Origin of the sequence: Halomonas sp. GXIMD04776 (genome assembly GCF_049808615.1) — a bacterium.
Lineage (GTDB): Bacteria > Pseudomonadota > Gammaproteobacteria > Pseudomonadales > Halomonadaceae > Modicisalibacter.
Map to the genome: position 1 here is coordinate 1 of NZ_JBNCAN010000014.1, position 25,392 is coordinate 25,392.

Consider the following 25,392-nt stretch of genomic DNA (forward strand, 5'->3'; position numbering starts at 1 on the left):
CGGCCTCGCCAGACGCTGGACTGGCGAACCCCACTGGAAGTCTACGCCGAGGTGCTAAAGAAATCCGTCGGCGGACCGAGCACCCTTCAATAGCGTTGCGCTTGGAACTTGAGACCGCCGTCTTCAGTAAGTGGTTTGTATGGCCATCTGCCGATGCCCATCATACTCTCGAATAGCGCAAAGTTTAAATTATGGCAACAAAAGCTTGAGGGGGTTGAGCCTTTTAGGGTGACAACTATGAGGCATTGTGAGTCGGCATATAGAGTATTGCATGGTGAGGTGGTCGATGGTGAGTGGGCAGTATTTAATGGGGCTTTTGGAGAGGAGACGCAATTTATAGCTGGGACACTTCCAAAAATAGAAGATGTCTGGGCTGTATGTATCCAAGGTTCGGTATTCGATTCAATAGCTTATATGTATGGCGTATGCGCTTTTAATGATTTGTGGCAAGAGATAAGGGAATGTTGGTACTTGTCTCAGCCGGAAGATGCGGATGCAATATATTGTGATCATCAGTTTTTTTCCAGAAACCCGCAGGCATTTGCTTCTTGGATTAGTGACCACGTTATACAAATGGATCGAACGATTTACGAAAGACACGATTTTAAAGTGCATGTGGCTGCGGCTTGCACAGTGCTAATTGGTGACATGCTAAATGCAGGCGTGTCACCCTCGTTTATTTTTGGCACTATAGCTAAAGCAGAAGAGTTAGAGCGATTTATTAGTCTTCTTAACAATAAAAAAGATATCCTGCTCCGAGAGTCTGTAAGGGCTGCATTTTGCTGGGATTATTCTGAAGCGAAGAGCATTAGGTCAAAGGTTGATGATTTTTTGGATTCTGAGTTATTGAGGTGTAAAAAATATATCGCAGATAGTCTTAAGCGATGTATTCCCAACATTTCTATTCATTCTGCTGATAGAGATTTTAATAGAGGGGACAGAGAGCTTGTTTACGATGCATGGAACCAAACAAACCAGAATTTTTGGACGTACTTTTCTGTGTCGCCTGGGGTTAAAGTAAGTTTCTCAAGAAGTGTTTTTCCGGATGTGGTTCAGGTAGGATTTAAAGCGCATGAATCATACTTCTTGTCCGTGAGAAGCGGGAAGAGACTGCATGGGCTTGACTTTGCTGGTATTGAAGTTGCACGTCAACTGATTAACCAAATTGCTCAGAAGCTAAAAGCTACGGCTGGGTGTCTAGTTTCTGATATAGGAAAAGATTGTACGTGGTTCATTTCTGAAGAGGATTGGAATGTGCAAGGCTGGGATCGCCTTAAAACCAGATATGGCTTCGATAACCATTCAGATTGTACCGTGAGGGTGGGTGGGAAACAGAGCTTTGTTGTAGAAAAAGATGCAGCTGAGTTGATGCTGCATGCATGGGAATTCATGCCATGGTCTGGAGGAGAGTATCCTGTAGCTGTATATGGTTTTACGGAATTTTCTGAATTTACTACTGGTGTGTCTTCAGTTTATTATAAACTTAATGTTCTCAATCCTTCTGGCATTCATCTCCTGTAGTTTGACGCTAACATAGTCTGGAGTGGTTCTGTGATCAGGGCGCTTCGAAAATAGAAACAGGCAAATATATGGATTATTCGCTAGTTACAGTAAGAAAACAGTGGAAGAAGCGAGCGTTTGATTGCAACATTATATCGATAGGTACTAAAAATCAGAGTTTGATAGTAAGCGATCAGCATGCCTTTGAGATAAGCAGCCTTGCTTCCGTCAATGGCATGCTACTCGAGAGGGTGAACGAATCCCCAAACAGTACAGCAGCGGTACACACACCAGCTTCGTGTGCTATCCTCAACCTTCGCTAAGCTACTGATTCCAAAGAACTGTACCTTTCGCTCGATTACGGTCCCTTTCCCTTGGGTATCAGTAACTTATTGTTTTAAAAGAGAACTCATAATCCCTTGGTCGCAGGTTCGAGTCCTGCTGGGACCACCAACCAGATCCATCATTTCTCCGCTTCGGTATATTTTCCTTCTAGACCTGGTGTCCGTAGTGTCAAAGTAAAAAGTCTCCCTCCATTGATCTTCGCAAGGCCATTATGAATACTGTTACTGCCAGATCACGCCTCGAGCATTCAGGGGCCTGCAACTACCAAAGCGTTAACCATTACTTATGACTTTGGCGCTGTTGCCTAGTGAGGTCAGAACAGCGCTTCCAGTTCTTTACGCTGGGCTATGTGTTTTTCCGCATTCTGCCCGATCAGCTTGTTCAGGTTGATAAGTTTCCAGCGTACCGCGGGGAGATTGGCAGCTTGCGGGCGCTCAATGGCTGAAAAATCCGGTTGGCCGTCATGCAGGGTCAGCAGGAAGCGTTTGGTGTCATCATCGAGACGGGACCGGATATCCGCAATCAACTGCGCGCGAATTTCCAGCAGCTCATCGAGGCGGACCGTGAGCTTCGTCATGCCTTCGAATTCCTGCGCATAGGGCTGGTCAATGTCGATGAAATTCGGGTTCAGCAGTTCATGCACGGGGCGCGGTGAACTGGCGATATAGATCAGGAAGGTGCGGAACAGATCGTCGGTCAGGCCTTCATGTTCATAGAGCAGCTTCACGTCATAGAGATCACGCGGATGCTGGCGGTCAACAGCCGCATGCAATTTGCCACCAAACAGGTCTTCAAACGAGACGATCTGGATTTCCGCATAGCCGAATTCATCTTCGACAGCTTCCGACACCGAACGGGTTTGAGGATCGTGTACAACGCCGCGTGTGACCGGTGAGGTTTCGATCTTGATTTCCGCACCGTTGAGTCGTGCCAGCACGCGGGTGGCGCCGCCACCGCCGCCTTTGATGCGCTGTGTCTGCGCGCCCCTGACGCCGCGCTCGATGGCAGTGGCAATTCGGTCCATCGCTTCATTGATCTCGGCAAGGCTTTCGGCACGGTCTTTGACCGGCAAATAGGTCAAGTCGATATCAACCGAAAGACGTGGGAGGTCGCGGTAGAAGAGGTTGATGGCCGTGCCGCCTTTTAGGGCGAAGATGCCTTCTTCGGCGACATAGGGGAGGACGCGTATGAGCAGGGCGACCTGTGTCTCGTAAACTTCACGCGCCATCGGTTGTCTCCGTTATCGCAAATTCTTCCGGCACCATGATGCGATAGCGCGGGTGTATCCTGCCGCCTTTGACCAGAGCCCGGTCGCCGCTGCCGAGGTTGAATTCCTGCGGATCGAGGCGCTTGCGCCACGGGTGGTTATGGCGGTCGGCAAAGACGAAGAACAGCCGCGTAACCTTGATCTTCCTGCAACTGTGCAACAACGCTGACAGGGTGCGCGGGCGCAGGGTCGTCAGGCTTTCAAACACCATATCGAGATTGTGGAAGCTCTCATGGCCGGGCAGTTCGTCCATGACTTCCAGGAGGGCCCGTTCGGGTGATGACATCCTCAGTTGCCAGTCCCAAGGCAGGGTGCTTGCGGCGTTGGAGCCGTCCTTGGCAAGGCCGAGGGCCGGATCGGAGAAGAGGGTCGTGGTACGTGTTTCCAGAGGTGCGTTCAGCGGTAGCCTGACCAGCCAGTTTGGTGTGCCTTCGCCATAGACCCAAACCGGCGCGTTCCCGCCCAGCGGCAAATAATGGCTGTAGCCTTGCAGCGCGAGCGCCGTCATGCCACCGATGTGAACATCGTAGCCCATGATGTGCTGCATAGAGAGCAAGCAGGTCTTCCAGTCGATGGTGTCGGATTTTCCTGCGCCCGGCGCCGGGCGCAGGAAAACGCCGCGGGTCACGCGCTTCAGCCAGCCGCGATCAACATATTTGCGCGCGAGGAAGCGGCTGACTTCATGGCGTTTCAGCCAGTCAGAATCAACCATGAAGCCGGGAGGGACAGCTTCGAGAGTATTCTTTAGTTTGTCTGCTTTATGTGCACTCATAGGTAACACATTATAATAATTTCAAAGAAATTGCCGCACGGCTATTTAACAAAAAAGATTTTAGTGTACTTTAGGTGCACAAAAATTAAAGATAAAAAAGGATTGAGGGCTCCGCCAGCTAGAAAAGCAGGGTGGGCGAGCGTGCTGGCACAGGATGATACAAAGGCTGGGACTGCCCTGCAGGAGTTTTGTGGGTACGGGCCCCGCATAGTTATGCATTGTGCTGCGGGGTAACGCCACGGACGTCCCGTAAGCTATTGAATACACGTTGTCTTGGTGAGCCTGGCAATCCCAAGTGGCGTTCAGCGCAGCCGTGGCAATCCCGCCCACTCACTCAAAAATGCATCGATCCCCTCCAGATAAATCGACTCGCTCTCCAGGAACCCAGTGTTGTGGCTGCCGCCGATGACCAGTATGCGCTTGGGTTCAGGGGCCGCCGCATGAACGGCTTCGCCCTCGGCGAACGAAATGATGTCGTCGTCACGGCTGTGGATCACCAGTACCTGTGTCTCGATCTCCTTGACGTAGGCAATGACGTCATATTCGAAGCACGTCAGCCAGCGAGCCGGCAGGAAAGGATAGAGCCGCTGGGCTAACCCCGGCACCGAGGTGAAAGGCGACTCCAGAATCAGTGCCGCGGGCCTGGCTTCCCGCTTCAGCTCCCGGGCCAACTCGGCGGCTACTGCCGCTCCTAGCGAGCGGCCGAAAATCACGATCTTTCCCGGCTCGATGCCACGCGTCTCGCGCAGCCAACGCCAAGCGGCGCGGGCATCAAGGGCCGTACCCGACTCGGAGGGACGTCCTTCGCTCTTGCCGTAGCCGCGATAGTCGACGATCAATACCGAAAGCCCGAGCCGGTGGAAGTGCTCGATCGACGCCAAGCGATGCGAGATGTTGCCGGCATTGCCGTGGAAAAACAGCAGGTTGCCACGTGGTGCCTCGGCTGGCACCCACCAGGCATCCAGCGTCACTTCATTGTCGGTGCGCAGCTTGACCGATTCCCAGGTCAGGCCGATGTCCGCCGGCGTGGCCACATGCTCACGCGTCTGGGGCAGATACAGCAGCCGATCCTGAAAGGCACAGGCCGCCACTACCAGCATTGCATAACCTAGTAGCAGCCACAGCAATACACGTAACATGGGTTTGCGCCGTTGACTGGCTTGGGTTTGGCCGGAGCGTTACTCCGGTCTCGTTTACTCGACGTGCAGTCGTTTTACCTTCTCAAGTTCAAGACTAGCATTAGCGACGAGCGGCCAGGCAGAACCTCCTTCGGCATGGTGGGTAAGTTCACTCTTCATCGATACCGGCTTTCGGCGTTTGGATCGTCCGGGCACGGCGATCTTCACGGCTACGCCACGCCCCTCAGGCATCTTTTGAGCAAGCTGGGTTACACCGAACGAGACGGCGTCTGGCAACACCCGGAGCGCCGATAAGTCAGGTCGATATCGACCGACAAGCGGGGCAGGTTACGGTAGAACAGGTTGATGGCCGTGCCGCCTTTCAGGGCGAAGGTGTCTTCTTCGACGACATGGGAGAGGACGCGCACCAGCAGGGCGACCTGTGCTTCGTAATCTTTACGCGCTATCGCCTGCCTCCGTTCTCGCAAATTCTTCCGGCACCATGATGCGGTAGCGCGGGTGTATCCTGCCGCCTTTGACCAGAGCCCGGTCGCTGCTGCCGAGGTTGAATTTCTGCGGGTCGAGGCGGTTGCGCCACGGGTGGTTGTGGCGGTCGGCGAAGACGAAGAACAGCCGTGTAACCTTGATTTTCCTGCAACTGTGCAACAACACTGAAAGGGTGCGCGGGCGCAGGGTCGTCAGGCTTTCAAACACCATGTCGAGATTGTGGAAGCTCTTTTGGCCGGGCAGTTCGTCCATGACTTCGAGGATCGCCCGTTCGGGTGATTACATCCTCAAATATCATTCTCTCAAGGAAATTATCAGAGGATTCTTTGATGGACAGCATCTTTGTGTACTTTTGGGGCACAAAAACTATGAAAAATAAAGGACTAAAAGCCACCGGACAGCAAGGCAGTGTGGGCGTGTGTGCCGGCGTCAGGGTGCCGCGATGGCCGATATTGCGGGCCGCTGTGAAGTGGAATGCCTCAAGAAGGTTGGACGCCGCCAAACCTCACAATGAAGCCTGCTCAAAGGCCTCCGGGCTGACGCCGCCAAGGTGGCTGTGACGACGCTGTCGATCGTAAAACACTTCGATGTAATCGAAGACATCGGCGCCTTTCGGGAAATACTGCCGAATCAGCCCATTGACGTTCTCATTGCTGCCTCGCTGACTACGGCCGGTCTCGAGGTGAGTACATGTCTGCTATCGTTATTTCTGGGCCGTCTATCGGTCTCTCATACCCTGCGCTATGTTGGTCGGTGAGCCGAGGAGGGGCCGGCGCTGGTTTCCCCGTCTTTACCTGCTGCTCCAGAGTGCTGCAGTGTTTCTATGAATCCAGCATGGGAGGAATACATGGTGATCAACGCAAATGACGATATCGAGCAGCGACGAGCGGTCATCGCGCGGCGGGGGGTGTGCCTGGAATCGGAACGGGTCGGAATCCTCGATGCGTACATGGTGGAGGCAGTATGAGGCCTATTTCGAGCACAGGGTTTGCGCTCCTGGGGGCGGGGCTGATCGCGATCAGCTACGGCATCGCGCGTTTCGCCTTCGGCCTGTTCGTGCCGCCCATTCGCGACGAGCTGGGCCTCACGCCGTCCGTGATCGGCATCATCGGTGCGCTGCCGCTGATCAGCTTCCTGTTGGCCACGCTGGTCGCGCCGCTCGCCACCCACTATCTCGGTGCCCGCAACGCGGCGGTGCTCTCCGGTGCCTTCGGCGTCGGCGGTCTGGCGCTGATCAGCCAGGCCACCGGCGCGCTATCGCTCGGTGCCGGGGTATTCGCCTGTGGCATCTGCACCGGTCTGATGATGCCGGCACTCACGGCCGCCATGCAGGCGCTGGTGAAACGCACACTGCACGGGCGAGTCAGTTCGGTCATGAACGCGGGAACCAGCATCGGCGTGGTCGTGGCCGTGCCGACGGTGCTGTTCCTGGCCGGTGCCTGGCGTCTCGCGTACGTGTCTTTCGCCGTCCTGGCGGGTATCGGCGTGATCGCCGCGTGGTTCTTCCTGCCCTCGGTATCGCGGATCACGCCGTCGAACGCCGCGCCTCCGCCGCCGGTCAGCGAGCTGCCGTGGTCACGTCTCGTCAGGCTCTCGCTGTTTGCCTTCATAATGGGCTTCGTCTCCGCCGCCTACTGGATCTTCGCGCCCGATCTGGTGGTCACCCTCGGCGGCCTGCCACCCGGCGCCACCGGGTGGTTATGGCTCGCGGTAGGCATCGCCGGCCTTGGCGGTGCCGTGGTGGCCGACCTGGCCGACCGCAACAACCCGCCCATCACGCATGCGCTGATGCTGATGATGCTGGCAGCGAGCCTGGCATTGCTCGCTGCCAGCCCCGATCAGTCGGTGCTGGCGGCCTTTTCCGCCATGGTCTTCGGTCTGGCCTACATGAGTCTGACGGGGCTCTATCTGATGACCGGTATCCGTCTGCTACCGGGCCGGCTGTCGACGGGGCCGGTGCTACCCTTCATGGCGGTCTCGCTTGGACAGGCGACCGGCTCGCCTGTCGTCGGCTTTCTGGTAAACAAGTTTGGCTACGCCGATGCGTTCGCCATGTTCTCCGCGCTTGGTATCCTGGTGGCCATCCTGTCGCCATTCTACCCGGGCCACATTGCCCAGGATGATGAGGAGGTTGAGGAAGAAACCGGCCTCCAGGCGGCGTACGATCACCAGCTCCAGAACGAGGAGGGCGAGCCACTGGAAGAGCCCGTCGAGGATGACGCTGAAAAGCCTGCGGTCAGCTCATAAGGGCCGGATATTCCATAGGAACATTTGAGCCGCATGGGCCAGGAAGAGTTCTTGTTGGCGATATAGAGTGAGTAGCCCATGGCGCTCTCCCGTGCTGTCAGGCCAGGAACAATCAGGCCGGTAAACGCTGTTCCACCGCGTCGAGGAAGCCCTGCATGTCTACTACCTGCTCCTTGGCGGGATCGGCGGTCTTGCCCTTCAAATCGCCGGTGATGATGCCGGCATCGACGGTATCGATCAGCGCTTCTTTCAGTTGCGTGGCGTAGCCGACAAGGGCATCGTTGCCCTCGCGCTCACCCAGGGTTTCCAGCGCATTGCCCACGGCGAACAGCAGCGCCGAGGAGTTGAAGTGCGCCTCTTTGCCGTCGCTCTCCAGGTATTTCAGATAGAGGTCGTGGGCGGTACCGTGGGGCGCCTCGAACAGCATGGTGCCGTTCTTGCTTTCGATGATGGAGCTTGCCGTGGCAAGGCTCCCGCCCAAGGCAGCGGAGATATCCGAGAAGATGTCGCCATCCAGGTTCTGAGCCGGATAGAGGGCGTTGCGGGGCGGGTCGGTGATCATCTTGATCAGCTGGCTGGAGGGCCGCATGATCATGAACGAGGGCGGCGGAGTGCCGGCCTTGGCCAGTTCGTAGCGCACATCGGTAATGACGGTGCTGAACACTTCGTCGTAGTTCATGTATTCGCGCTTGAGGCCGAAGTAGACTTCCTTTTTCTTGCGCGACGCATCGCGGAACACCTGCAGCACCCAGTCCTTGATGGCCTGGGCATCGTTGGACATCAGCAGAATCGGGTCGCCTTCCTTTACCCGCCGGGCATGCTTCTCTTCGCCATCGACGATCACCTTCAGGATGCCGTCTTCTGCGGCGGGCATGTTGTAGCTGCCGTATTGGTCACCGCCGCCGGCGCTCATGCGGGACAGCGACACCTGGGCCTCGCGCTTGGGGATGCCGTGGCGCTTGAGTTGCTCGACGAGCTTGTAGAGCTTGCGGCCGGTGGTGTTGTCCGGCACGCCCCACAGCGCCCGCTCGGGCGGGTTGGCGACGATGCGTGCGGCCTGGGCGTCGATCAGCTCGTAGTGGTAGGCAAGCCCCAGGGATTCGACCTGCTGCTGGTACTCCTGCTGGTAAATTTCTTCGATGACCGTGCGCATGGCGCCGTCGTAGCCAGCGATCACGGTGTCCTTGAGGCCGAGATAGATGTCGCGCTTCTCGTCGATGGCGCGCTGAAAGAAATGATGCGCCCAAGCCTTGATATCGTCGATATCGTTGGTGGCCAGCAGCCAGGGATCGCCCTTGTTGACCTCGCGGCGGTGCAGCTCGATCGGGTCGCCGCTGGCACCGACGAACATCAGCTTGACGACGCCGGTGGCGCTCGAGAGCTCGTTGTAACTCTCCTTGATGCCGCCGCTGGTCATGGTGTCGACGTCGATATCGCGACCGATCCACTCGGGCTTGTCGAACTCCAGATTGCGAAACTGGATGTCCTCACGAGTGATGTTGCCGCCAATACCCTTGCGGATAGCCCCGTTGGGCGATTTGGTGGCCAGCGGATGCAGGGCGTTCTTGTCGATATCTGGATGCTTTTCCAGAAGGTCCGACAGCTGATCCCGATTGACGGTCATGCCGGCGTTCTTGATGCCCACGCCGTGCTGCTTGAGCGCTTCGATGGCGTCCATGACGGCCTGACCATTGGTTGCCAGGCGATTTTCCGCGGACAGGTCGATGTTTACCAGTTCCATATTCAGGCGCGAGGTGACGAAAGTCTCGAGAATTCTCTCGAAGGCGACCTGGGCCATTTCGTCGCCATGTAGAATGACCAAGGGAGACGCCACGTTGATCTTACTGCTCATCATCTTTCTCGTATTGCTGTGGTAATGGAAAAGGGTTGATATTGATTCAGTCTACTCTTTTATCGATTCCGATGGGGTGAGCAGTCGTTCCAACTCGAATACGTGCGGGTCATCGACGCCCAGTTCACGCAGTGCTGTGGCCAGGTTCAGCAGGTAGTCGCGATTGGGGCCGCTTGGCCCCTGAGCACCTGCGATCTGCTGGGCGATGCGATGGTAGGGGGCGTCACCGAGGAAGGCGGCGTTGTCCTCGGTGGCGATATACACCAAGCCCTCGGCCTGCTCGCCGTCACGGTCGTTGCAAAAGTGCAGTTCGGTAATCAAGCGCAGGTAGCCGTTTTTCTCGCGAACGTCGAGCGGGCCCAGAGTCTCGGGGGTGATTCGGTACGCCATGCCGTGGCAGATGGCGCCCGGTTTGCGAATCAGGGTGGCGACGCGGCCAGGGGCATCCGGCGTGCCGCGATGATCGTGAGAGCCTTGCCAGAAACGCCGCACCCAGCCATGAATGTAGGCCGGGCGCCGCTCCAGATAGGGAAAGCCTGCCTTCCAGATCAACGAGCCGTAGCCGAACAGCCAGATCGCATCAAAGCCGTCGAAGTGGGTCATGCCTTGATTGATCGCTGTCGTGTCGATCGTCATGCCGTCGCACCACTAATTGAAGGTGAGTTAGTGACAGCGTTGATCCGTCCGCTGGAAGTCCCGGGTGTCGCTTAACGCTGCAGCACCGTGCCGTCGTCATCAAAAAGCGGATAGCTGCCCTGTTCGTCGTGGTCCTCGGGGCCGACCAGCGAGGGTGTGAACACGCAAAGCACGGTCATGCCTTTCTCGCTGCTCAGGATATGCTGCTGGTGCTTGTCCAGGGCGTAGAGCACGCCGGGTTTCAAGTCCCACTTGCCGCCTTCGGTCAGATCCTCGATCTGGCCCTCGCCCTCGGTGCAGATCACGGTTTCCTTGTGGTTCTTGTACCACATGTGCAGTTCCTGGCCGGGCTTGATATAGGTCTCGTGTACCGAATGGCCCATGCCATCCGCCCGCAGCGTGTAGCGGCGGCTGATGAACTTCTCTTCATCGACGGCGTTGTTTTCCGCGTCCTTGTGGGTACGAACGATCATTGAGTTTCCTCCCGGGTTCGCTATGAATGGTTCAATATTGAATAGTTCAATGTAATGATTCGCTGTGCTGTCTTGGTGAGTCAGCCATATTGTGCCGGGTCGGGCACCGTGGGAAAGCGCGGCGGATGGGCTTCCATGAAGGCATGACAAGCCCGCAATACGCGGATGTCATCGAACTTGCCGCCGGCAAGCTGGAAGCCGACCGGCAGGCCCTTGTCGGTGAAGCCGCAGGGCACCGAGGCCGCCGGCTGCTGGCTCAGGTTGAACGGGTAAGAGAACGGCGCCCACTCCTCCCAGTCGCGCATGCCGCTGCCCGGTGGCACCTCGTGGTTGACCTCGAAGGGCTCGAGGGGCACCGAGGGCGTCATCAGCAGGTGGTACTCCTGGTTGAAGTGCTCCAGTTGCTGAGTCAGGCGGGCTCTGTCGGCGAGCGCCCGGAACAGATCGACGGCGCGCCAGTTTTCCGCATGGCGCGCATTGGCCACCAGGCCGGGGTCGAGCCTCTGGCGCTGTTCTTCGCTGCACTGCGACCACAGCTCAAGCGAGGCGGTGAACCACAGGGTCTGGAAAATCTTGATGGGCGACTCGAATCCCGGGTCGATCTCGACGATCTCGGCACCTAGCGCTTCCAGCTTTTGCGCGGCTTCCCGCACGCGTTCGGCGATCTGAGGGTCGACCTTCGCATAGCCCAGGTCGGGGGAGTAGGCGATGCGCAGGCCGCGCAGGTCGTTGTCGAGATCCACGCCCCAATCCTCGGGCTGGCCGCGGGTGGCGTAGGGGTCGCGGTAGTCGTAGCGCCCGATCACGTTGAGCATCCGGGCGGCATCGCGCACGTTGCGGGTCAGCGGGCCGATATGCGAGAGGGTTGGCTCCTTGGCCGGGGGCCATTGGGGCGTCCAGCCGAAGGTCGGCTTGAAGCCGAAGACGCCGGTGAAGGCGGCGGGGATGCGAATCGAGCCGCCGGAGTCGCCGCCCTGGTGCAGCACGCCCATATTGAGTGCCGCCGCGGCGGCGGCACCCCCGGAAGAGCCGCCCGGGGTCAGGCGCGTATCCCAGGGATTGCAGGTCGCGCCAAAGACCCGGTTGTCGGTCACCGCCTTCCAGCCGAATTCCGGGGTATTGGTCTTGCCCAGCAGCACGGCGCCGGCCTCGCGTAACATGCGCGCGGGCGGCGCATCCTCCTCGCAGCGCGCGTTCGAGGTCAGCAGCGACCCTTCCCGGGCTGGCATGCCGGCGACATTGGTCAAGTCCTTGAGCGAGACCGGCACGCCATCGATCGAGCTCAGCGGCTTGCCCTGACCCCAGCGCCGTGCAGAAGCCTTGGCGGCGGCTTCAGCACCTTCACGATCCACGTAGGTGTATGCGTTGACCTTGTCATTGAAGCGTTCGATGCGTTCCAGGGCAGCACGGGTGGCCTCCAGGGGGGACGCATCCCCGGACTCGAAGAGTTCCGCCAGCCGGCCCGCATCCATCAATCCCAGATCGGAATCACTCACATCAGCCTCCTTGCGTCGTCTAGTTGGACCTTCCTGATCACCGTGTAACAGGTTAGGACAAATAATGGGGCGGATGCAAAATGGTGCCGGTTGGTGCATGCGAGTGGCGTCGATAGCGGAGTCGATAGACTAGACCCTTGATCATCTCTGAATATAATGTACCTACATACCTACTTTTAAGAGGTGCATCATGAGCATCACCACGTTGACCAGTCGAGAATTCAATCACGATGCCAGCAAAGCCAAGCGAGCGGCCCGAGGCGGCCCGGTAATCATCACCGAACGAGGCAAGCCATCCCATGTGCTGATCACTATCGAGGAGTACGAGAAACTCTCACAAAGGGGCAAGAGTATCGTGGAGCAGCTGGCTTGCGACGAGGCGACTGATATCGAGTTTGATCTTCCTCGGCTGGGTTCGCTGGCTCGCGAGGCGGATCTGAACTGATGTATCTGTGCGATACCAACGTCGTTTCGGAGCTGCGCAAATCTCGCAGCGATCGAGCCAATGCCAATGTGGTGGCTTGGGCTTGGGAGGTGCCCGCCGATCAGTTGTATCTGTCGGTCATTTCGGTACTCGAGCTGGAGATGGGGGTGTTTCGCGTCGAGCGGCGGGATCTCGAGCAGGGCAAGGTTCTCAGACGCTGGCTCTCTAGCCAAGTCATGGTGGCGTTCGCGAGCAGAATCCTGCCGGTGACGGTGGATATCGCTCGTCGATGCGCGGCCTTGCATGTGCCTGATCCCCGTGCAGATCGGGATGCTCTGATTGCGGCAACTGCGCTTTCTCATGGCCTGATTGTAGTGACACGCAATACTCGAGACTTCGAAGCTGCGGGCGTCGAGCTACTCAACCCTTGGCAGGACAGGTTCAAAAAGCCATGAGAATGTAAAACGAAAAAGCGCAGCCCTATTGCGAAACAGCCTGATCAGGCCGCTTGGCAATAGGGCTGGTGGCAGGGCCGCCGACCCTTGCGAGAGTAGCTGCCCTTGCCCTTCTTGGGTGTTTGCTGCTGCATGCGAAACATTGGCGTGCGTAACGACGCCTTTAGCGCGTTATCGCGAATTCTGGATTTCTTCACTTTCTTTCTCCATTCGTTTTAAAAGGCGAAAACCGAATCGGGTGGGCTCGGTTCCGCCCTTTAGGACAGCCCGCTTGGGCAATGATTCAACCGAACAACTGACCAGCGATTCTCAGCCCTGCGATCCAGGTGCCAGCGGCGGAGCCGATAGTGGCAAGCAGAAACACCAGGAGGGTGCGGGAGACGCGATTACGCCACCAGCCTCTGGGCGAGGCCACGTCGTGACGTAACTGGGCGAAGTCCCGCACCTTGGGCTTGCGCAGTGCCAGTTCGACCCCCGCGGCCACGAAACCGGCGCCGATGGTGGGGTTGAGCGAGGTCAGCGGGGCGGCGAAGAAGGTCGCCACCACGGTGAGCGGGTGAGCCAAGGCGATCGCGGCACCGAGGCCGGAAAGCACGCCATTGATCAAGAACCACTCGCCGATCAGCTGCCAGCCAAGCTCGCTGTCCCGCGAGAAGCCGATGGCGAACCCCGCCAGCACGAGTGCCGTGATCAACCAGGGAATGGCCTTCCACCAGCGTGCGCGCTGCGGGGTCGCTTCAAGCTGTTCGCGCTCGATGGCGGGCGTTTGCGGCAATGCGTGTCCGAGATGTCCGGCTAGCCCCTTGAGATGCCCGGCGCCAATCACGACCAGCACATTGCGATAGCGATCTTTCGGGTTCTCCTCCGCCAGGCGCAGTGCCATATAGTGATCCCGTTCGGCGATCAGGGGCGTGAAGAGCGCTTCGGATTGCTCGGCGAACTCGCTGAAGGTGGATTCCAGCACATCCCCTTGTTTGAGCCGTTCGATGTCTTCGCTGGAGACTTGTTGACGCGACAGCAGGCTGCCGAACAGGCCGGTAATGAGGCCCATGCGCTGCCACCAGGGCACGTTGGAATAGACCCGCTTGAGGGTGGTGCCCACTTCCCGGTCGATGAGTAGAAGGGGCAAATCCGCATCACGGCATTCCTTCACGGCGACACGCATCTCGGCGCCGGGTTCGATGCCGGACTGCTCGGCCACACGCTGTTGAAAAGCCCCGAGAGCAAGGCTGGCGGCCACCATGCCGGCCTTGCCTTGGCGGAAGACCTGAAATAGATCCTGGTCGGCCAGGGCATTGGGGTTGGTCAGGCTCTGATACCGCGACTGGCACAGTTCGATCGCCACGGCATCGAACTCGCCGGAGCGGATCAAGGCGCGGACTTCCTCGGCGCTGGCCCGGGAGACATGGGCGGTTCCCAGCAAGGTGTAGCGGGTGTCACCGCTTACGACGACGCGGCGAGGGCCGCTGATGGCGTCCTCGGTGGTGATATCCTGTGTGTCGGTCATGAACGCTCGCTTGCAACGGAACCAGGCTGCCGATTATCCATGAAGGAAAGAGGGCAGTCCAAGCGTAGTATCATTCCGGGGGCTCTCGCCTTGAGTGCCATGCATCGATGTGTGGAGGAGCCAATGGGCTATCGCATTGCCGCCGATGCCGTCCTGATACTTCATCTGGCCTTCATTCTGTTCGTGGTGCTAGGGAGTCTTGCCGTGCTGCGCTGGCCGCGGCTGGCGTGGTTGCATCTGCCGGCGGCGGCCTGGGGGGCGGCGTTGGAGCTCAATGGTTGGATCTGTCCGTTGACTCCGCTGGAGAATTCACTGCTGCGCGCCGCCGGGGAATCCGGTTATACCGGCGGCTTCATCGAACACTACCTGATCGCCTTGATTTACCCCGCGGGGCTGACGCCGACAATCCAGCTCTGGCTGGGAGCCGGCGTGCTGGCCATCAATCTGCCAATCTATGCGTATCTTCTCCTACGCCAACTTAGCGTCGCCAGAAAGCAGGAGTGAACAGCACCAGCACGGTAAAGATTTCCAGACGCCCCAATACCATGGCGATCACCAGAATCCACTTGGCCGCAGCGGGAATGTTGCCATAGTGATTGGAAACCTCGCCGAGTCCTGGCCCCAGATTGTTGAGCGCAGAGCCCACTGCGGACCAGGCGGTGATCTGATCGAGCCCGGTGGCCAGCATGCCCACCAGCATGAGGAAAAACAGCATCACGTAGACCGAGAAGAAGCCCCAGACCGCCTGGGAAACGCTGTCGGTCACGCTCATCTTGCCGACCTTGATCGAAATCACGGCATTGGGATGGATCAGGCGCAGCACTTCGCGCATGCCCTGCTTCAGGATCAGCAGGATGCGAATCACCTTCATGCCGCCTCCGGCGGAGCCGGAACAGGCGCCGACGAAGGCGGCGACAAACAGCATGAAGGGCAGGGCGCCGGGCCAGATCGAGAAGTCGGCGACCCCGAAGCCGGAGGTGCTGGCGATGGAGATGGCCTCGAACAAGCCATGACGTACCCCGGTCAGGTCGTGATAAGTACGGCTGACCAGCAGGGTCACGATGGTGATAGTGCTAAGTAGCGTCAGAAAAAGGATGAAGAAGCGAAATTCCGGATCGACCAGATACTGACTCAGGCGCTTTTCACGCCAGGCAGCGAAGTGCAGGCCGAAACTCAAGGAGGACAATATCATGAAGACGACGCAGATCAGCTCGATGGTGGCACTATCGAAGTAGCCGATGCTGGCGTCGTAGGTGGAAAAACCGCCGATCGCTACCGTCGAGAAACTATGGCCGAGAGCGTCGAACCAGTTCATCCCTGCCAGCCAATAGGCTAAAAAGCAGGTCAGGGTCAGTGCCGCGTAGATGTACCACAATGCCTTGGCGGTTTCGGTGATGCGCGGGGTCAGCTTGGAGTCCTTGAGCGGGCCGGGGATCTCGGTGCGATAAAGCTGCATGCCCCCGATACCCAGGGTCGGGAGAATGGCCACCGCCAGCACCACGATCCCCATGCCCCCCAGCCATTGTAATTGCTGGCGATAGTAGCGGATCGAATCGGGCAGCAGATCGATGCCGGTGATCACCGTCGCGCCAGTAGTCGTCAGTCCGGAAAAGGACTCGAAGATGGCATCGGTCCAGGACAGTGCCGGATCGCTGGCAAGCATCAGCGGCAGCGAGCCGAACAGTCCCAGCACACTCCAGAACAGTACGGTGATCAAGAAGCCGTCCCGGGTGCGCAACTCCTTGCGCGCGCGGTGATTGGGCAGATAGACCACGGCCCCGGTAGCGAAGGTGATCGCCATGGCGATGACGAAGGCATCCCAGACCGTATCGTGAAACAGGAGTGAAATCAGGGTCGGGGGAACCAGAGTCAAGCTGAACACCATCAGCAGGACTCCCAGGATGCGCAGTGTGACGCGCAGGCTCATGGCGCGACATTCCTCACGTTATAAGGCATTTGTCTTCATTTCTGGTTCTTAGAAGAAGGTCAGGCCGACCTGGAACAAGCGTTCCACGTCGCGGATACGGCGCTTGTCGATCACGAACAGGATGACGTGATCGCCGGACTCGATCACCACGTCGTCATGGGCGATCAGTACTTCCTTGCCGCGCACCACGGCGCCAATGGTCGTACCTGCCGGTAAGTCGATCTCATCGATGGTACGCCCGATGACCTTCGAGGAGCGCGAATCGCCATGCGCAATGGCCTCGATCGCCTCGGCGGCGCCACGACGCAGTGAATGGACGTTGACGATGTCGCCACGCCGCACGTGGGTCAAGAGCCCGCCGATGGTCGACTGCTGTGGCGAAATGGCGATGTCGATCTCGCCGCCCTGCACCAGGTCCACGTAGGCGGCGTTGTTGATCAGGGTCAGCACCTTCTTGGCCCCCAGTCGCTTGGCCAGCATCGACGACATGATGTTGACCTCGTCGTCGTTGGTCAGGGCGCAGAAGATATCGCAGTCCTCGATGTTCTCCTCGATCAGCAGACGCTTGCTGGTGGCGCTGCCATGCAGCACCACGGTGCGGTCGAGACGTTCGGAAAGAGTGCCGCAGCGTTCCAGGTCCCGCTCGATGATCTTGATCTGATGGCTGTGTTCAAGCTGCTCGGCCAGACGCTGGCCGATGTTGCCGCCGCCGGCGATGAGAATGCGGCGGAAATCCCGTTCGACCTTGCGCAGCTCACTCATGACCGCGCGGATGTCGCGACGAGCAGCAATGAAGAACACCTCGTCATCCGCCTCGATGACAGTGTCGCCGCGCGGAATGATCGGGCGATTCTGGCGGTAGATGGCGGCAACGCGGGTATCGACGTTGGGCATGTGGCGGCGTAAGAAGCCCAGTTCCTGGCCGACCAGCGGGCCGCCATAGTAAGCCTTGACCGCCACCAGCTGGGCCTGGCCACCGGCGAACTCGAGCACCTGCAGCGCCCCGGGATAGACGATCAGGCGGCGGATATGGTCGGTGACGACCTGCTCCGGGCTGATCAGCACATCCACCGGCACCGCTTCGTTGGAAAACAGGCCCTTTCGGGTCAGGTAGGCAGCGGCTCGCACCCGGGCGATCTTGGTCGGTGTGCGAAACAGCGTATGCGCCACCTGACAGGCGATCATGTTGACTTCGTCGGAGTTGGTCACGGCGATCAGCATGTCCGCGTCTTCGCCTCCCGCCTGGCGCAGCACCAGCGGATACGAAGCCGACCCGGCGACGGTGCGAATATCCAGGCGGTTATGCAACTCGCGCAGGCGATTCGTGTCCGTGTCGACCACGGTGATGTCGTTTTCTTCATGGGCCAGGTGCTCGGCCAGCGTGCCGCCAACCTGACCAGCACCCAGGATGATGATCTTCATCGATGGTGAATCCGCCTGCGGGTAGTCCGTCGTGGGACGCTAGCATAAACCAGCGAGGCAGGTGAGGGACAGAGGTCGGGCCCGGCGTCCGAACCCGTAAGCAAGATCAGTCCAGCGTAATACCGACCTTGACGGTAACCTGCCAGTGAGCGATGCGTCCGTGCTCGATGTGGCCCCGGGTCTCGGTGACCTCGAACCAGCGCATGTCGTGCAGGGACTCATTGGCCTTGGCCAGCGCCTGCTCGACAGCATCTTCGATGCCCTTGGGAGATGAGCCGGTCAGTTCGAGTTTCTTGTAAATGTGGCTGGGCATGAATAACTCCTATACCGAAGAATAAGGTGTACAGGGTGTGAGGTTAGCCGTGTGGCCTCCTTGACGCCAGTACGAGCGTTTCCGGTCATCTCGTCATGACGTCTTGCGCAGGCGCGCATAGAAGAAACCGTCATGACCACCGGGAGAGGGCAGTAGTTGGCGTCCCCCGCCGGCCGGCCTACCCCAGCTCACGTCGCCTGGTGTCGTCACCTCGGCATCGTCGGTACGCTCGAGAAAGGCGCCAATGGCGTCAGCATTCTCTTCCGGAAGCACCGAGCAGGTGGCATACACAAGCGTGCCGCCCGGCGCCAAGGTTTGCCAGAGCGAATCCAGCATGCGTCCTTGCAGGTTCGCCAGTTCGCGAATATCACTGAGCCGGCGTAGACGCTTGATATCCGGATGACGACGAATCACGCCACTGCCGGAACAAGGGGCGTCGAGCAGGATGGCATCGAAAGGGGTGCCATCCCACCAATCCAGGGTGCTGGCATCGGCGTGCTTGAGCCGGGCCCTGATATTCAAGCGCTTGAGGGTGGTATTGACCCGCGCCAGTCGCACCGCATCGTTGTCGAGAGCGGTAAGGTTGATATCGAAGGATTCGAGCAGATGGGCGGTCTTGCCGCCGGGGGCACAGCAGGCATCGAGTACCTTGGCGTCGGGACAGTCGCTTAGTGCAGGGGCCATGAGGTCGGCGGCAAGTTGCGCAGCCTCGTCCTGTACGCTCACTTCTCCGTCGGAAAACCCCGGCAACTCGTTGATATCGCAAGGATCGGCGAGTGTCACCCCCATGGATGCATGGTGACAGGAGGTGGCAACCTTGCCGGCGGCTTCCAGACGTTTTAGGTATTCGTCCCGGTTGACGCGACGACGATTGATCCGCAGCGTCATCGGGCCCGGGTGATTGTTGGCTTCGGCGATCGCCTGCCAGTCCTCGGGCCAGGCCTGGCGCAACGTCTTGAGCAGCCAGCTGGGATGCAGCCAGGCAATGCTCGGATCGTGATCGACTTGAGCCTGCAGATCATCCGATTCGCGCTGCAGACGACGCAGACAGCCATTGAGGACTCGAGTGGCCCACTCCTTGTGCAGCAGACGTGCAGCACCCGCTGTTTCGCCGACTGCCGCATGGGGGGGGACGCGCAGATAAAGCAATTGGTAGATGCCCAGCAACAGAAGCGCCTGGATATCGACATCCCGTGCCTTGAAGGGATTGCGTAGAAGCTCGCCGGCCAGGGCTTCGAGCCGGGGCAGGGTGCGGCACACCCCATAGCATAAGGCACGCAGGAAGGCGCGGTCGCGAGGGGGGACTTCGCCATCGTCAAGGCTTGCCAGTGATCCCTTGCCGGTGAGTACCGGCACCAGGGCACGCGCCGCAACGGCGCGAACACCCTGGCCACTGGGTGCATCATTCATTCAGGTGTCTCCTCAGCGGAATGGCGAAGTAACGTACCGGCGGCGAAGCGTTCGGCTCTGGCATTGAGCAGCTCGCGGGCGGTTAGCGGTTTGCCACCGGGTAATTGAGCGCGCGTTACCCGAAGCACCTGTGTTCCTTGAGGGCCACAGGCGATACGCAGCGCATCGGGGGCGGGCGTCAACAGAGTGCCCGGCTGGAGCGTGGAGTCCGGCGGGGTTGTCTGATGAGAGGCTTCGGGGTTCTCGGCTTCCGGTTCCGCCGACCATAGTCGCAATGGTTGGCCGTCCAGGATCGTCCAGGCGACCGGCCACGGATTGAAAGCCCGGATGCGTCGTGCCAGCTCATCCGCGAAGCAAGTGAAGTCGAGCTGCGCTTCCGCCTTGGATAGTTTATGAGCATAAGTCACCCCATCGGCAGGTTGTGGCGTTGCCGTGAGCGTGTCTGTTGCCAGTGCATTCAGGGCGGCGACGATAGCCTCTCCCCCCAGTTGCGCCAAACGATCATGCAGGTCGCCTCCGACGGTCGTGGTGTCGATCGGCACAGTACGAGTCAACAGCATGTCACCGGTATCGAGCCCGGCGTCCATCTGCATGATGGTGATGCCGGTTTCGCTGTCGCCGGCTTCGATGGCGCGCTGAATCGGGGCGGCTCCGCGCCAGCGTGGCAAGAGCGAGGCATGCACATTGAGGCATCCAAGGCGCGGCGTATCGAGTACTGCCTGGGGCAAGATCAGGCCGTAGGCAGCCACCACCATCACATCGGCGTCGAGGGCGTCGAGCGCCTGCCGGGTGGAGGTGTCTTTCATGGACTGGGGCTGATGCACCGGGATGCCGTGTTCGAGGGCCAGCGCCTTGACCGGGCTTGGAATCAGCTTGCGCCCACGACCGGCAGGACGGTCGGGCTGGGTATAAACGGCCACAAGCTCATGGGAACTGGCCAATAATGCCCGAAGGCTCTCGGCAGCAAACTCGGGAGTGCCGGCGAAGATTACTCGCAGGGAACGCGACATCAGAATCGTCCGTGACGAAGAAGCAGATGCCTAATGATAACGGAGCAGCGTCAGGACTAAAACGGCAAAGGCCGGATCAACCGGCCCTTTGCGTCTAAAGAAGGAGGCGAGGAAAAAGAGAATCAAGCGTCCTGCATCTGACGATGACGCTTTTGCATCTTCTTCATCACGCGCTCGCGCTTGAGCGGGGACAGATAATCGACGAACAGCACACCCTCCAGGTGATCCTGTTCGTGTTGTATGCAGTGCGCAAGCAAGCCGTCGGCCTCCAGCTCATAGGGCTTGCCATCGCGCCCCAACGCCTTGAGATGAACACGCAGCGCGCGTGGCACATCGGCATAGTACTCAGGAATCGACAGGCAGCCTTCTTGCATGGGCTCGCGTTCGTCGCCAAGCGCCCTGTACTCGGGGTTGATCAGCACCAGCGGTTGGGAGCGATCTTCACTGACGTCCATGACGATCACGCGCCGGTGAACGTCGACCTGGGTTGCCGCCAGGCCGATGCCCTTGGCGGCATACATGGTCTCGAGCATGTCGTCGACCAGGGTCAGCACTTCAGTATCGACGACATCTACCGGCGCGGCCTTGGTGCGCAGGCGCTCATCGGGAAATTCGAGGATCTCTAATGTGGCCATGATGTAGAAATTTCCATTATCCAAAAGTGCAGAATCGATCTCTATTGTAAGACGGTTTATCGGGCGGCAGAACCGTTGAGACATTCATGAATACGATAGTACCAAACTATCGGGGAACTTGGCCGATATGTCTTACATGTGCTGTTCGGTTCAAGGAGGCGTCATGTTCTTGCACCGCACAAAAACCAAAAGTTCTTAAACACGGAACACTTCAGCAGAGCGCAGGATATGCAAAAGACAATGAACAGGGTCAAGTGGCGTCGGTGCCTGATGGGCTGGTCGCTGGGAGCGATCTGGGCGGTATTATCGACTGCGACCGTGGCCTTTGATGAAGATCTGCAGGATGACGCCCCGGAGCGTTACGAAGTCGTCAAGGGTGATACCTTATGGGATATCTCAGGTCGCTTTCTCAAGCATCCGTGGCAATGGCCCGAGCTGTGGCAGGTGAATACACAGATCGCCGATCCTCACCTGATTTACCCGGGCGATATCGTTTATCTTTATTATCGCAATGGGCGGCCCTACCTCGGTCTCGAGCGGGACCAGGATAATGTTGCGCGGCTCTCGCCCCGGGTACGTCGATCTTCTCGCGAGGCCATTGCCCCATTGCCTTGGGATATAGTGCATAGTTTCCTGGAAGGCAATCGGGTCGTCAGCCCTGGCGAGATCGACAATGTGCCTTATGTCGTGGCCGGAGATGATCGTCGTATCTTGAGTGGTGCCGGTGATCGCCTCTATGTACGCGGTGAATTGCCGGTCGGACGATTCTATGGGCTCTATCGTCCTGGGCAGCGCTACGTCGATCCCGATACGGGCGAATTCCTCGGGTTGGAAATGGAAACCCTCGGCGAGACGCGCTTCCTGCGTCAGGAAAATGGCATCACGCTGCTCGAGGTGATCGCATCGCGTCAGGAAATCCGTCCGGGTGACAAGGTGTTGCCGCTTGAGACGCTGTCGGTGACAGCGGAATTTCAACCCAGCGCAGCACCGCCGATGAGTGAGGGGCATATCCTCGCGGTGCCCGGTGGGGTGCGCTTCATCGGGCGTCTGGATGTGGTGGCCCTTGACCTGGGCCGTCGCGATGGGCTCGAACCCGGTCACATACTGGCCGTCGAGCAGCTCGGTGAGAAAGTGACCGATCCGGTCACCGGACAGACATTGCGCTTACCAGGTGAAGATGCCGGACTGCTGATGGTGTTTCACACCTACAAACGACTCAGCTATGCCCTGGTAATGCAGGCAAGCCGCAGCTTGGCGGTAGGAGATCGGGTTCACGCCCCGGATGATGGTGCATTGCCAATGACACTGGGACAGCGTTGAGCGCATGACGACGTCGGATTGGTTGGCGCTATCCCTATTGCCCGGCATGGGTCCACGACGCCTGGCGCTACTGCGCGAACGCCAGCCGCCATGGCCCCAGGGCTGGTTGGCGCTATTACCCGCTTCTGCGCGTGACGCGCTGCGACTGTGGCTCGATCATCCTGCTCGGAGTCCGCTACAGCCCAAAGTGAAGCGGGCCCTGGCCTGGGAGGCGATGCACCCTGCGCATCACCTGCTGACACCGGCCCATGCCGCCTGGCCCGAGTTGCTCGATGAGTTGCCCGATCCGCCGCCGGTGCTCTGGGCGAAAGGCGATCTAACGTCTCTGGCGTCACCGGGCATCGCCATCGTGGGCACACGTCGCCCCACTCGGGAAGGGCTGGGCAATACAGTGCGCTTTGCCACTGATCTGGTGGGGCGCGGTTTTTGCGTGGTCAGTGGCATGGCGTTGGGCGTCGACGGTCGCGCTCATCACGCCGCGTTGCAGGCGGGTGGACCCAGTATCGGGGTGCTCGGTTGTGGCATCGATGTCATCTATCCTGTGCGCCATGGTGAACTTTTCCGCCGTATGCTCGATCAGGGTGGCTTGCTACTCAGCGAGCATGCTCCGAATGTGCGCGCGAATCCGGCGTTCTTTCCCCGGCGCAACCGCATCGTCACCGGGTTGTCTCTCGGTGTATTAGTGGTCGAAGCGGCGGAAAAAAGCGGCTCGCTGATCAGTGCCCGCCTGGCCATGGAGCAGAATCGCGAGGTGTTCACGCTGCCAGGCTCGATCCACAACCCCCAGGCCCGTGGCTGTCTTGCCTTGCTGCGCCAAGGCGCGACCCTGGTAACCTGCGTGGACGATATCCTGGCTGAGCTGGGGCACTGGGGAATAACCGCGCCCGCAGCGCCCGTTGAGAAGCAGGGTGCGGCGCCTCTTGGAAACGACGACCCGCTGCTGGCACTGCTCAGCGATTCTCCAACGCCTCTCGATAGTCTGATCGACCTGAGCGGACGGGATTTTTCCTACTGCCAGCAGCGCTTGCTGGAGCTCGAACTCGAGGGTTGGGCGACTCAGGCGCCGGGTGGGTGGGTGCGCCTGCCTCGTTAGGCTTTGCCCGAAAAGTACCTGCGCTCGCCACCTTTTCAAGCAAAGCCTTATGTCTTGCCGGTCGGCGGCTGCTGTGCGGTGGCGGTCATGTTAGAATTCGCCCTCCATTTGCCGAGTCGAAACCTTCCCGATGCCCGATCGTTCCATGCTGGGACCTGTCCTGAACTCCGCCATTGCCAGGTTGCGCGAAGGCGGGGTCATTGCCTATCCCACCGAGGCGGTATGGGGGCTGGGGTGCGATCCGGATAATGCTGCAGCGTTGCAGACGCTGATCGATCTCAAGCAGCGCGATCCGGCCAAGGGCCTGATTCTGATCGCCGGTGACATCCACCAACTCGATCCCTGGTTGAAGGGCCTGGACGCAGTCGATCGTCAACGCCTGGCGGCCAGTTGGCCAGGGCATGTCACCTGGTTGGTGCCGGACAATGGACGTTCTCAGCCGTTATTGCGCGGTGAACATGCCAGTGTGGCGCTCCGGGTCAGCGATCATCCCTTGGTTGCCGAACTCTGCGCCGCTTTCGGCGGTCCTGTCGTCTCGACGTCTGCCAATCACGCACAACAGCCACCGGCCCTCGATAGCGCCACCGTTCATGCGTATTTTGGCAGTGCCGTTCAGGTGGTCGAGGGCGCGCTGGGTGGCTATGCTCGACCCAGCACCATTCGTGATCTGCGCAGTGGGGAGATACTGCGCAGCTAATTGTTTGGATGCAACGAATTCAAGGAGTTATCTGTGGCTCACGCCAATCTCGAGGACGTCAAGCGCTATCTATTGGACCTGCAGGACCGGCTCTGCCAGGCCTTGGCCGAGGAAGACGCCGGTGCAGATTTCCGTGAGGATTCTTGGGACCGCCCGGAGGGCGGCGGCGGTCGTTCGCGGGTCATCGAGAAGGGTGCCGTATTCGAGAAGGGAGGCGTCAATTTCTCCCATGTCTTCGGCGCGACGCTACCCCCTTCGGCGACGGCGGCGCGTCCCGAATTGGCCGGGCGCAGCTTTCACGCGGTCGGGGTTTCCTGGGTGCTGCATCCGCATAATCCCCAGGTGCCCACCAGCCACGGCAACGTGCGCTTCTTCATCGCCGAGAAGGAAGGCGAGTCGCCGGTGTGGTGGTTCGGGGGCGGGTACGACTTGACGCCTTTCTATCCGGTCGAAGAGGACGTGGTGCATTGGCACCAAGTGGCCTTCGATGCCTGCGCCCCCTTCGGCGATGATGTTTATCCGCGCTACAAGCGCTGGTGCGACGAGTACTTTTATCTCAAGCATCGCGACGAGACCCGCGGCGTAGGCGGGCTGTTCTTCGACGATCTCAATGAATGGGGATTCGAGCGCTGCTTCGCCTTCCAGCGCGCCGTGGGGGATAGCTTCCTCGAGGCCTATCTGCCGATCCTGCAGCGCCGGCGGGATGAGGCCTACGGCGAGCGTGAGCGTGCCTTTCAGCTTTATCGCCGCGGACGTTATGTCGAGTTCAACCTGGTCTGGGATCGCGGCACGCTGTTCGGCCTGCAAAGCGGTGGCCGCACCGAGTCGATCCTCATGTCCATGCCCCCGGTGGCGGAATGGCATTATGGTTGGACACCGGAGCCGGGGAGTCGCGAAGAAGTACTGTACCGCGATTATCTAAAGCCGCGAGACTGGTTGGGCAAGGAGCCCCAAAGCGCTCACTGA

24 protein-coding genes and 3 pseudogenes are annotated in these 25,392 nt (G+C 59.3%); 9 read left to right on the forward strand and 18 right to left on the reverse strand.

Annotated elements, in window-relative coordinates; translation table 11 throughout:
* Nucleotides 1-153: 153 nt before the first annotated feature.
* Nucleotides 154-1,521 (forward strand): hypothetical protein, encoded by a 1,368-nt coding sequence (locus ACPF7Z_RS10780; RefSeq protein ID WP_425193251.1) that lies wholly within the window; start codon nucleotides 154-156, stop codon nucleotides 1,519-1,521.
* Nucleotides 1,522-2,158: 637 nt separating this feature from the next.
* On the opposite strand, the gene ACPF7Z_RS10785 is transcribed toward ACPF7Z_RS10780, so the two are convergent.
* The 6 genes and pseudogenes from ACPF7Z_RS10785 to ACPF7Z_RS10810 all read right to left on the reverse strand — a co-directional run.
* Nucleotides 2,159-3,073 (reverse strand): nucleotidyl transferase AbiEii/AbiGii toxin family protein, encoded by a 915-nt coding sequence (locus tag ACPF7Z_RS10785; RefSeq protein ID WP_425193252.1) that lies wholly within the window; start codon nucleotides 3,071-3,073, stop codon nucleotides 2,159-2,161.
* Nucleotides 3,063-3,884: a type IV toxin-antitoxin system AbiEi family antitoxin domain-containing protein gene (locus ACPF7Z_RS10790; RefSeq protein WP_425193253.1), complete on the reverse strand. Its 822-nt coding sequence runs from the start codon at nucleotides 3,882-3,884 to the stop codon at nucleotides 3,063-3,065. The genes ACPF7Z_RS10785 and ACPF7Z_RS10790 overlap by 11 nt, the downstream gene beginning before the upstream one ends.
* A 302-nt stretch (nucleotides 3,885-4,186) precedes the next feature.
* Complete coding sequence (locus tag ACPF7Z_RS10795; RefSeq protein WP_425193254.1) at nucleotides 4,187-5,023, reverse strand: alpha/beta hydrolase; 837 nt, start codon at nucleotides 5,021-5,023, stop codon at nucleotides 4,187-4,189.
* A gap of 290 nt (nucleotides 5,024-5,313) precedes the next feature.
* Nucleotides 5,314-5,469, reverse strand: a pseudogene (locus ACPF7Z_RS10800) (nucleotidyl transferase AbiEii/AbiGii toxin family protein); the annotation flags it as partial.
* A pseudogene (locus ACPF7Z_RS10805) lies at nucleotides 5,459-5,776 on the reverse strand (type IV toxin-antitoxin system AbiEi family antitoxin domain-containing protein); the annotation flags it as partial. The pseudogenes ACPF7Z_RS10805 and ACPF7Z_RS10800, both read right to left, overlap by 11 nt.
* Before the next feature lie 238 nt (nucleotides 5,777-6,014).
* Nucleotides 6,015-6,116 (reverse strand): annotated as a pseudogene (locus ACPF7Z_RS10810) (IS3 family transposase); the annotation flags it as partial.
* A 356-nt stretch (nucleotides 6,117-6,472) separates the two neighbouring features.
* Here ACPF7Z_RS10810 and ACPF7Z_RS10815 point away from each other — a divergent pair.
* Nucleotides 6,473-7,756 (forward strand): CynX/NimT family MFS transporter, encoded by a 1,284-nt coding sequence (locus ACPF7Z_RS10815; RefSeq protein ID WP_425193255.1) that lies wholly within the window; start codon nucleotides 6,473-6,475, stop codon nucleotides 7,754-7,756.
* A 112-nt stretch (nucleotides 7,757-7,868) separates the two neighbouring features.
* Here the strand turns inward: ACPF7Z_RS10815 and ACPF7Z_RS10820 are convergent, their stop codons facing one another.
* From ACPF7Z_RS10820 to ACPF7Z_RS10835, 4 genes are all read right to left on the reverse strand, one after another.
* Nucleotides 7,869-9,608: an isocitrate/isopropylmalate family dehydrogenase gene (locus tag ACPF7Z_RS10820; RefSeq protein WP_425193256.1), complete on the reverse strand. Its 1,740-nt coding sequence runs from the start codon at nucleotides 9,606-9,608 to the stop codon at nucleotides 7,869-7,871.
* Between the two features lie 51 nt (nucleotides 9,609-9,659).
* Complete coding sequence (locus ACPF7Z_RS10825) at nucleotides 9,660-10,244, reverse strand: gamma-glutamylcyclotransferase (RefSeq protein WP_425193257.1); 585 nt, start codon at nucleotides 10,242-10,244, stop codon at nucleotides 9,660-9,662.
* 71 nt (nucleotides 10,245-10,315) lie between these two features.
* Nucleotides 10,316-10,717 (reverse strand): ectoine synthase, encoded by a 402-nt coding sequence (locus tag ACPF7Z_RS10830; protein WP_425193258.1) that lies wholly within the window; start codon nucleotides 10,715-10,717, stop codon nucleotides 10,316-10,318.
* Nucleotides 10,718-10,797: 80 nt separating this feature from the next.
* On the reverse strand, nucleotides 10,798-12,213 hold the full coding sequence (locus tag ACPF7Z_RS10835; protein WP_425193259.1) for an amidase: 1,416 nt from the start codon (nucleotides 12,211-12,213) through the stop codon (nucleotides 10,798-10,800).
* Nucleotides 12,214-12,403: 190 nt separating this feature from the next.
* Here ACPF7Z_RS10835 and ACPF7Z_RS10840 point away from each other — a divergent pair, with 190 nt between their 5' ends.
* Together ACPF7Z_RS10840 and ACPF7Z_RS10845 are read left to right on the forward strand one after the other, a co-directional pair.
* Nucleotides 12,404-12,658, forward strand: coding sequence for a type II toxin-antitoxin system prevent-host-death family antitoxin (locus tag ACPF7Z_RS10840; RefSeq protein ID WP_425193260.1), 255 nt, complete (start codon nucleotides 12,404-12,406; stop codon nucleotides 12,656-12,658).
* Entirely contained in the window at nucleotides 12,658-13,092 is a 435-nt protein-coding gene (locus ACPF7Z_RS10845) for a type II toxin-antitoxin system VapC family toxin (protein ID WP_425193261.1), read from the forward strand. The genes ACPF7Z_RS10840 and ACPF7Z_RS10845 overlap by 1 nt, the downstream gene beginning before the upstream one ends.
* Nucleotides 13,093-13,136: 44 nt before the next feature.
* On the opposite strand, the gene arfA is transcribed toward ACPF7Z_RS10845, so the two are convergent.
* Nucleotides 13,137-13,289, reverse strand: coding sequence for an alternative ribosome rescue factor ArfA (gene arfA, locus ACPF7Z_RS10850; RefSeq protein ID WP_298377575.1), 153 nt, complete (start codon nucleotides 13,287-13,289; stop codon nucleotides 13,137-13,139).
* Between the two features lie 86 nt (nucleotides 13,290-13,375).
* Nucleotides 13,376-14,599 carry a TraB/GumN family protein gene (locus tag ACPF7Z_RS10855; protein WP_425193262.1) on the reverse strand — a complete coding sequence of 408 codons (1,224 nt, stop codon included), beginning with the start codon at nucleotides 14,597-14,599 and terminating at the stop codon, nucleotides 13,376-13,378.
* A 123-nt stretch (nucleotides 14,600-14,722) separates the two neighbouring features.
* Here ACPF7Z_RS10855 and ACPF7Z_RS10860 point away from each other — a divergent pair, with 123 nt between their 5' ends.
* A complete protein-coding gene (locus tag ACPF7Z_RS10860) occupies nucleotides 14,723-15,103 on the forward strand; it encodes a DUF2784 domain-containing protein (RefSeq protein ID WP_425193263.1) in 381 nt (126 codons plus the stop codon).
* Here ACPF7Z_RS10860 and ACPF7Z_RS10865 read toward each other — a convergent pair.
* The 6 genes from ACPF7Z_RS10865 to def form a co-directional block, all read right to left on the reverse strand.
* Nucleotides 15,078-16,526, reverse strand: a complete 1,449-nt coding sequence (locus ACPF7Z_RS10865) for a TrkH family potassium uptake protein (protein ID WP_425193264.1) — start codon at nucleotides 16,524-16,526, stop codon at nucleotides 15,078-15,080. The two genes, ACPF7Z_RS10860 and ACPF7Z_RS10865, sit on opposite strands and share 26 nt — an antisense overlap.
* 48 nt (nucleotides 16,527-16,574) lie before the next feature.
* Complete coding sequence (trkA, locus tag ACPF7Z_RS10870; RefSeq protein ID WP_425193265.1) at nucleotides 16,575-17,948, reverse strand: Trk system potassium transporter TrkA; 1,374 nt, start codon at nucleotides 17,946-17,948, stop codon at nucleotides 16,575-16,577.
* A gap of 106 nt (nucleotides 17,949-18,054) precedes the next feature.
* Nucleotides 18,055-18,261, reverse strand: a complete 207-nt coding sequence (locus tag ACPF7Z_RS10875; protein WP_425193266.1) for a dodecin — start codon at nucleotides 18,259-18,261, stop codon at nucleotides 18,055-18,057.
* A gap of 93 nt (nucleotides 18,262-18,354) precedes the next feature.
* Nucleotides 18,355-19,671: a 16S rRNA (cytosine(967)-C(5))-methyltransferase RsmB gene (rsmB, locus tag ACPF7Z_RS10880; RefSeq protein ID WP_425193267.1), complete on the reverse strand. Its 1,317-nt coding sequence runs from the start codon at nucleotides 19,669-19,671 to the stop codon at nucleotides 18,355-18,357.
* Nucleotides 19,668-20,681 (reverse strand): methionyl-tRNA formyltransferase, encoded by a 1,014-nt coding sequence (gene fmt / locus ACPF7Z_RS10885; RefSeq protein ID WP_425193268.1) that lies wholly within the window; start codon nucleotides 20,679-20,681, stop codon nucleotides 19,668-19,670. Before fmt ends, rsmB begins: the two co-directional genes overlap by 4 nt.
* Nucleotides 20,682-20,803: 122 nt before the next feature.
* Complete coding sequence (gene def, locus ACPF7Z_RS10890; RefSeq protein WP_425193269.1) at nucleotides 20,804-21,316, reverse strand: peptide deformylase; 513 nt, start codon at nucleotides 21,314-21,316, stop codon at nucleotides 20,804-20,806.
* Nucleotides 21,317-21,556: 240 nt separating this feature from the next.
* On the opposite strand from def, the gene ACPF7Z_RS10895 reads away from it, so the two are divergent.
* The 4 genes from ACPF7Z_RS10895 (at nucleotide 21,557) to hemF (ending at nucleotide 25,392) form a co-directional block, all read left to right on the forward strand.
* Nucleotides 21,557-22,636, forward strand: a complete 1,080-nt coding sequence (locus tag ACPF7Z_RS10895) for a LysM peptidoglycan-binding domain-containing protein (protein ID WP_425193270.1) — start codon at nucleotides 21,557-21,559, stop codon at nucleotides 22,634-22,636.
* Between the two features lie 4 nt (nucleotides 22,637-22,640).
* Nucleotides 22,641-23,729: a DNA-processing protein DprA gene (dprA, locus tag ACPF7Z_RS10900; RefSeq protein WP_425193271.1), complete on the forward strand. Its 1,089-nt coding sequence runs from the start codon at nucleotides 22,641-22,643 to the stop codon at nucleotides 23,727-23,729.
* Nucleotides 23,730-23,859: 130 nt separating this feature from the next.
* Complete coding sequence (locus ACPF7Z_RS10905; RefSeq protein ID WP_425193272.1) at nucleotides 23,860-24,426, forward strand: L-threonylcarbamoyladenylate synthase; 567 nt, start codon at nucleotides 23,860-23,862, stop codon at nucleotides 24,424-24,426.
* A 33-nt stretch (nucleotides 24,427-24,459) separates the two neighbouring features.
* Entirely contained in the window at nucleotides 24,460-25,392 is a 933-nt protein-coding gene (gene hemF / locus ACPF7Z_RS10910) for an oxygen-dependent coproporphyrinogen oxidase (protein WP_425193273.1), read from the forward strand.

Excerpts from the sequence above, each read along its gene's own strand:
- ACPF7Z_RS10780 (WP_425193251.1), top strand. The coding sequence starts at position 154 with ATGCCCATCATACTCTCGAATAGCGCAAAGTTTAAATTATGGCAACAA.
- ACPF7Z_RS10785 (WP_425193252.1), bottom strand. The coding sequence starts at position 3,073 with ATGGCGCGTGAAGTTTACGAGACACAGGTCGCCCTGCTCATACGCGTC.
- ACPF7Z_RS10790 (WP_425193253.1), bottom strand. The coding sequence starts at position 3,884 with ATGAGTGCACATAAAGCAGACAAACTAAAGAATACTCTCGAAGCTGTC.
- ACPF7Z_RS10795 (WP_425193254.1), bottom strand. The coding sequence starts at position 5,023 with ATGTTACGTGTATTGCTGTGGCTGCTACTAGGTTATGCAATGCTGGTA.
- ACPF7Z_RS10815 (WP_425193255.1), top strand. The coding sequence starts at position 6,473 with ATGAGGCCTATTTCGAGCACAGGGTTTGCGCTCCTGGGGGCGGGGCTG.
- ACPF7Z_RS10820 (WP_425193256.1), bottom strand. The coding sequence starts at position 9,608 with ATGAGCAGTAAGATCAACGTGGCGTCTCCCTTGGTCATTCTACATGGC.
- ACPF7Z_RS10825 (WP_425193257.1), bottom strand. The coding sequence starts at position 10,244 with ATGACGATCGACACGACAGCGATCAATCAAGGCATGACCCACTTCGAC.
- ACPF7Z_RS10830 (WP_425193258.1), bottom strand. The coding sequence starts at position 10,717 with ATGATCGTTCGTACCCACAAGGACGCGGAAAACAACGCCGTCGATGAA.
- ACPF7Z_RS10840 (WP_425193260.1), top strand. The coding sequence starts at position 12,404 with ATGAGCATCACCACGTTGACCAGTCGAGAATTCAATCACGATGCCAGC.
- ACPF7Z_RS10845 (WP_425193261.1), top strand. The coding sequence starts at position 12,658 with ATGTATCTGTGCGATACCAACGTCGTTTCGGAGCTGCGCAAATCTCGC.
- ACPF7Z_RS10855 (WP_425193262.1), bottom strand. The coding sequence starts at position 14,599 with ATGACCGACACACAGGATATCACCACCGAGGACGCCATCAGCGGCCCT.
- ACPF7Z_RS10860 (WP_425193263.1), top strand. The coding sequence starts at position 14,723 with ATGGGCTATCGCATTGCCGCCGATGCCGTCCTGATACTTCATCTGGCC.
- ACPF7Z_RS10865 (WP_425193264.1), bottom strand. The coding sequence starts at position 16,526 with ATGAGCCTGCGCGTCACACTGCGCATCCTGGGAGTCCTGCTGATGGTG.
- trkA (WP_425193265.1), bottom strand. The coding sequence starts at position 17,948 with ATGAAGATCATCATCCTGGGTGCTGGTCAGGTTGGCGGCACGCTGGCC.
- ACPF7Z_RS10875 (WP_425193266.1), bottom strand. The coding sequence starts at position 18,261 with ATGCCCAGCCACATTTACAAGAAACTCGAACTGACCGGCTCATCTCCC.
- rsmB (WP_425193267.1), bottom strand. The coding sequence starts at position 19,671 with ATGAATGATGCACCCAGTGGCCAGGGTGTTCGCGCCGTTGCGGCGCGT.
- fmt (WP_425193268.1), bottom strand. The coding sequence starts at position 20,681 with ATGTCGCGTTCCCTGCGAGTAATCTTCGCCGGCACTCCCGAGTTTGCT.
- def (WP_425193269.1), bottom strand. The coding sequence starts at position 21,316 with ATGGCCACATTAGAGATCCTCGAATTTCCCGATGAGCGCCTGCGCACC.
- ACPF7Z_RS10895 (WP_425193270.1), top strand. The coding sequence starts at position 21,557 with ATGAACAGGGTCAAGTGGCGTCGGTGCCTGATGGGCTGGTCGCTGGGA.
- dprA (WP_425193271.1), top strand. The coding sequence starts at position 22,641 with ATGACGACGTCGGATTGGTTGGCGCTATCCCTATTGCCCGGCATGGGT.
- ACPF7Z_RS10905 (WP_425193272.1), top strand. The coding sequence starts at position 23,860 with ATGCCCGATCGTTCCATGCTGGGACCTGTCCTGAACTCCGCCATTGCC.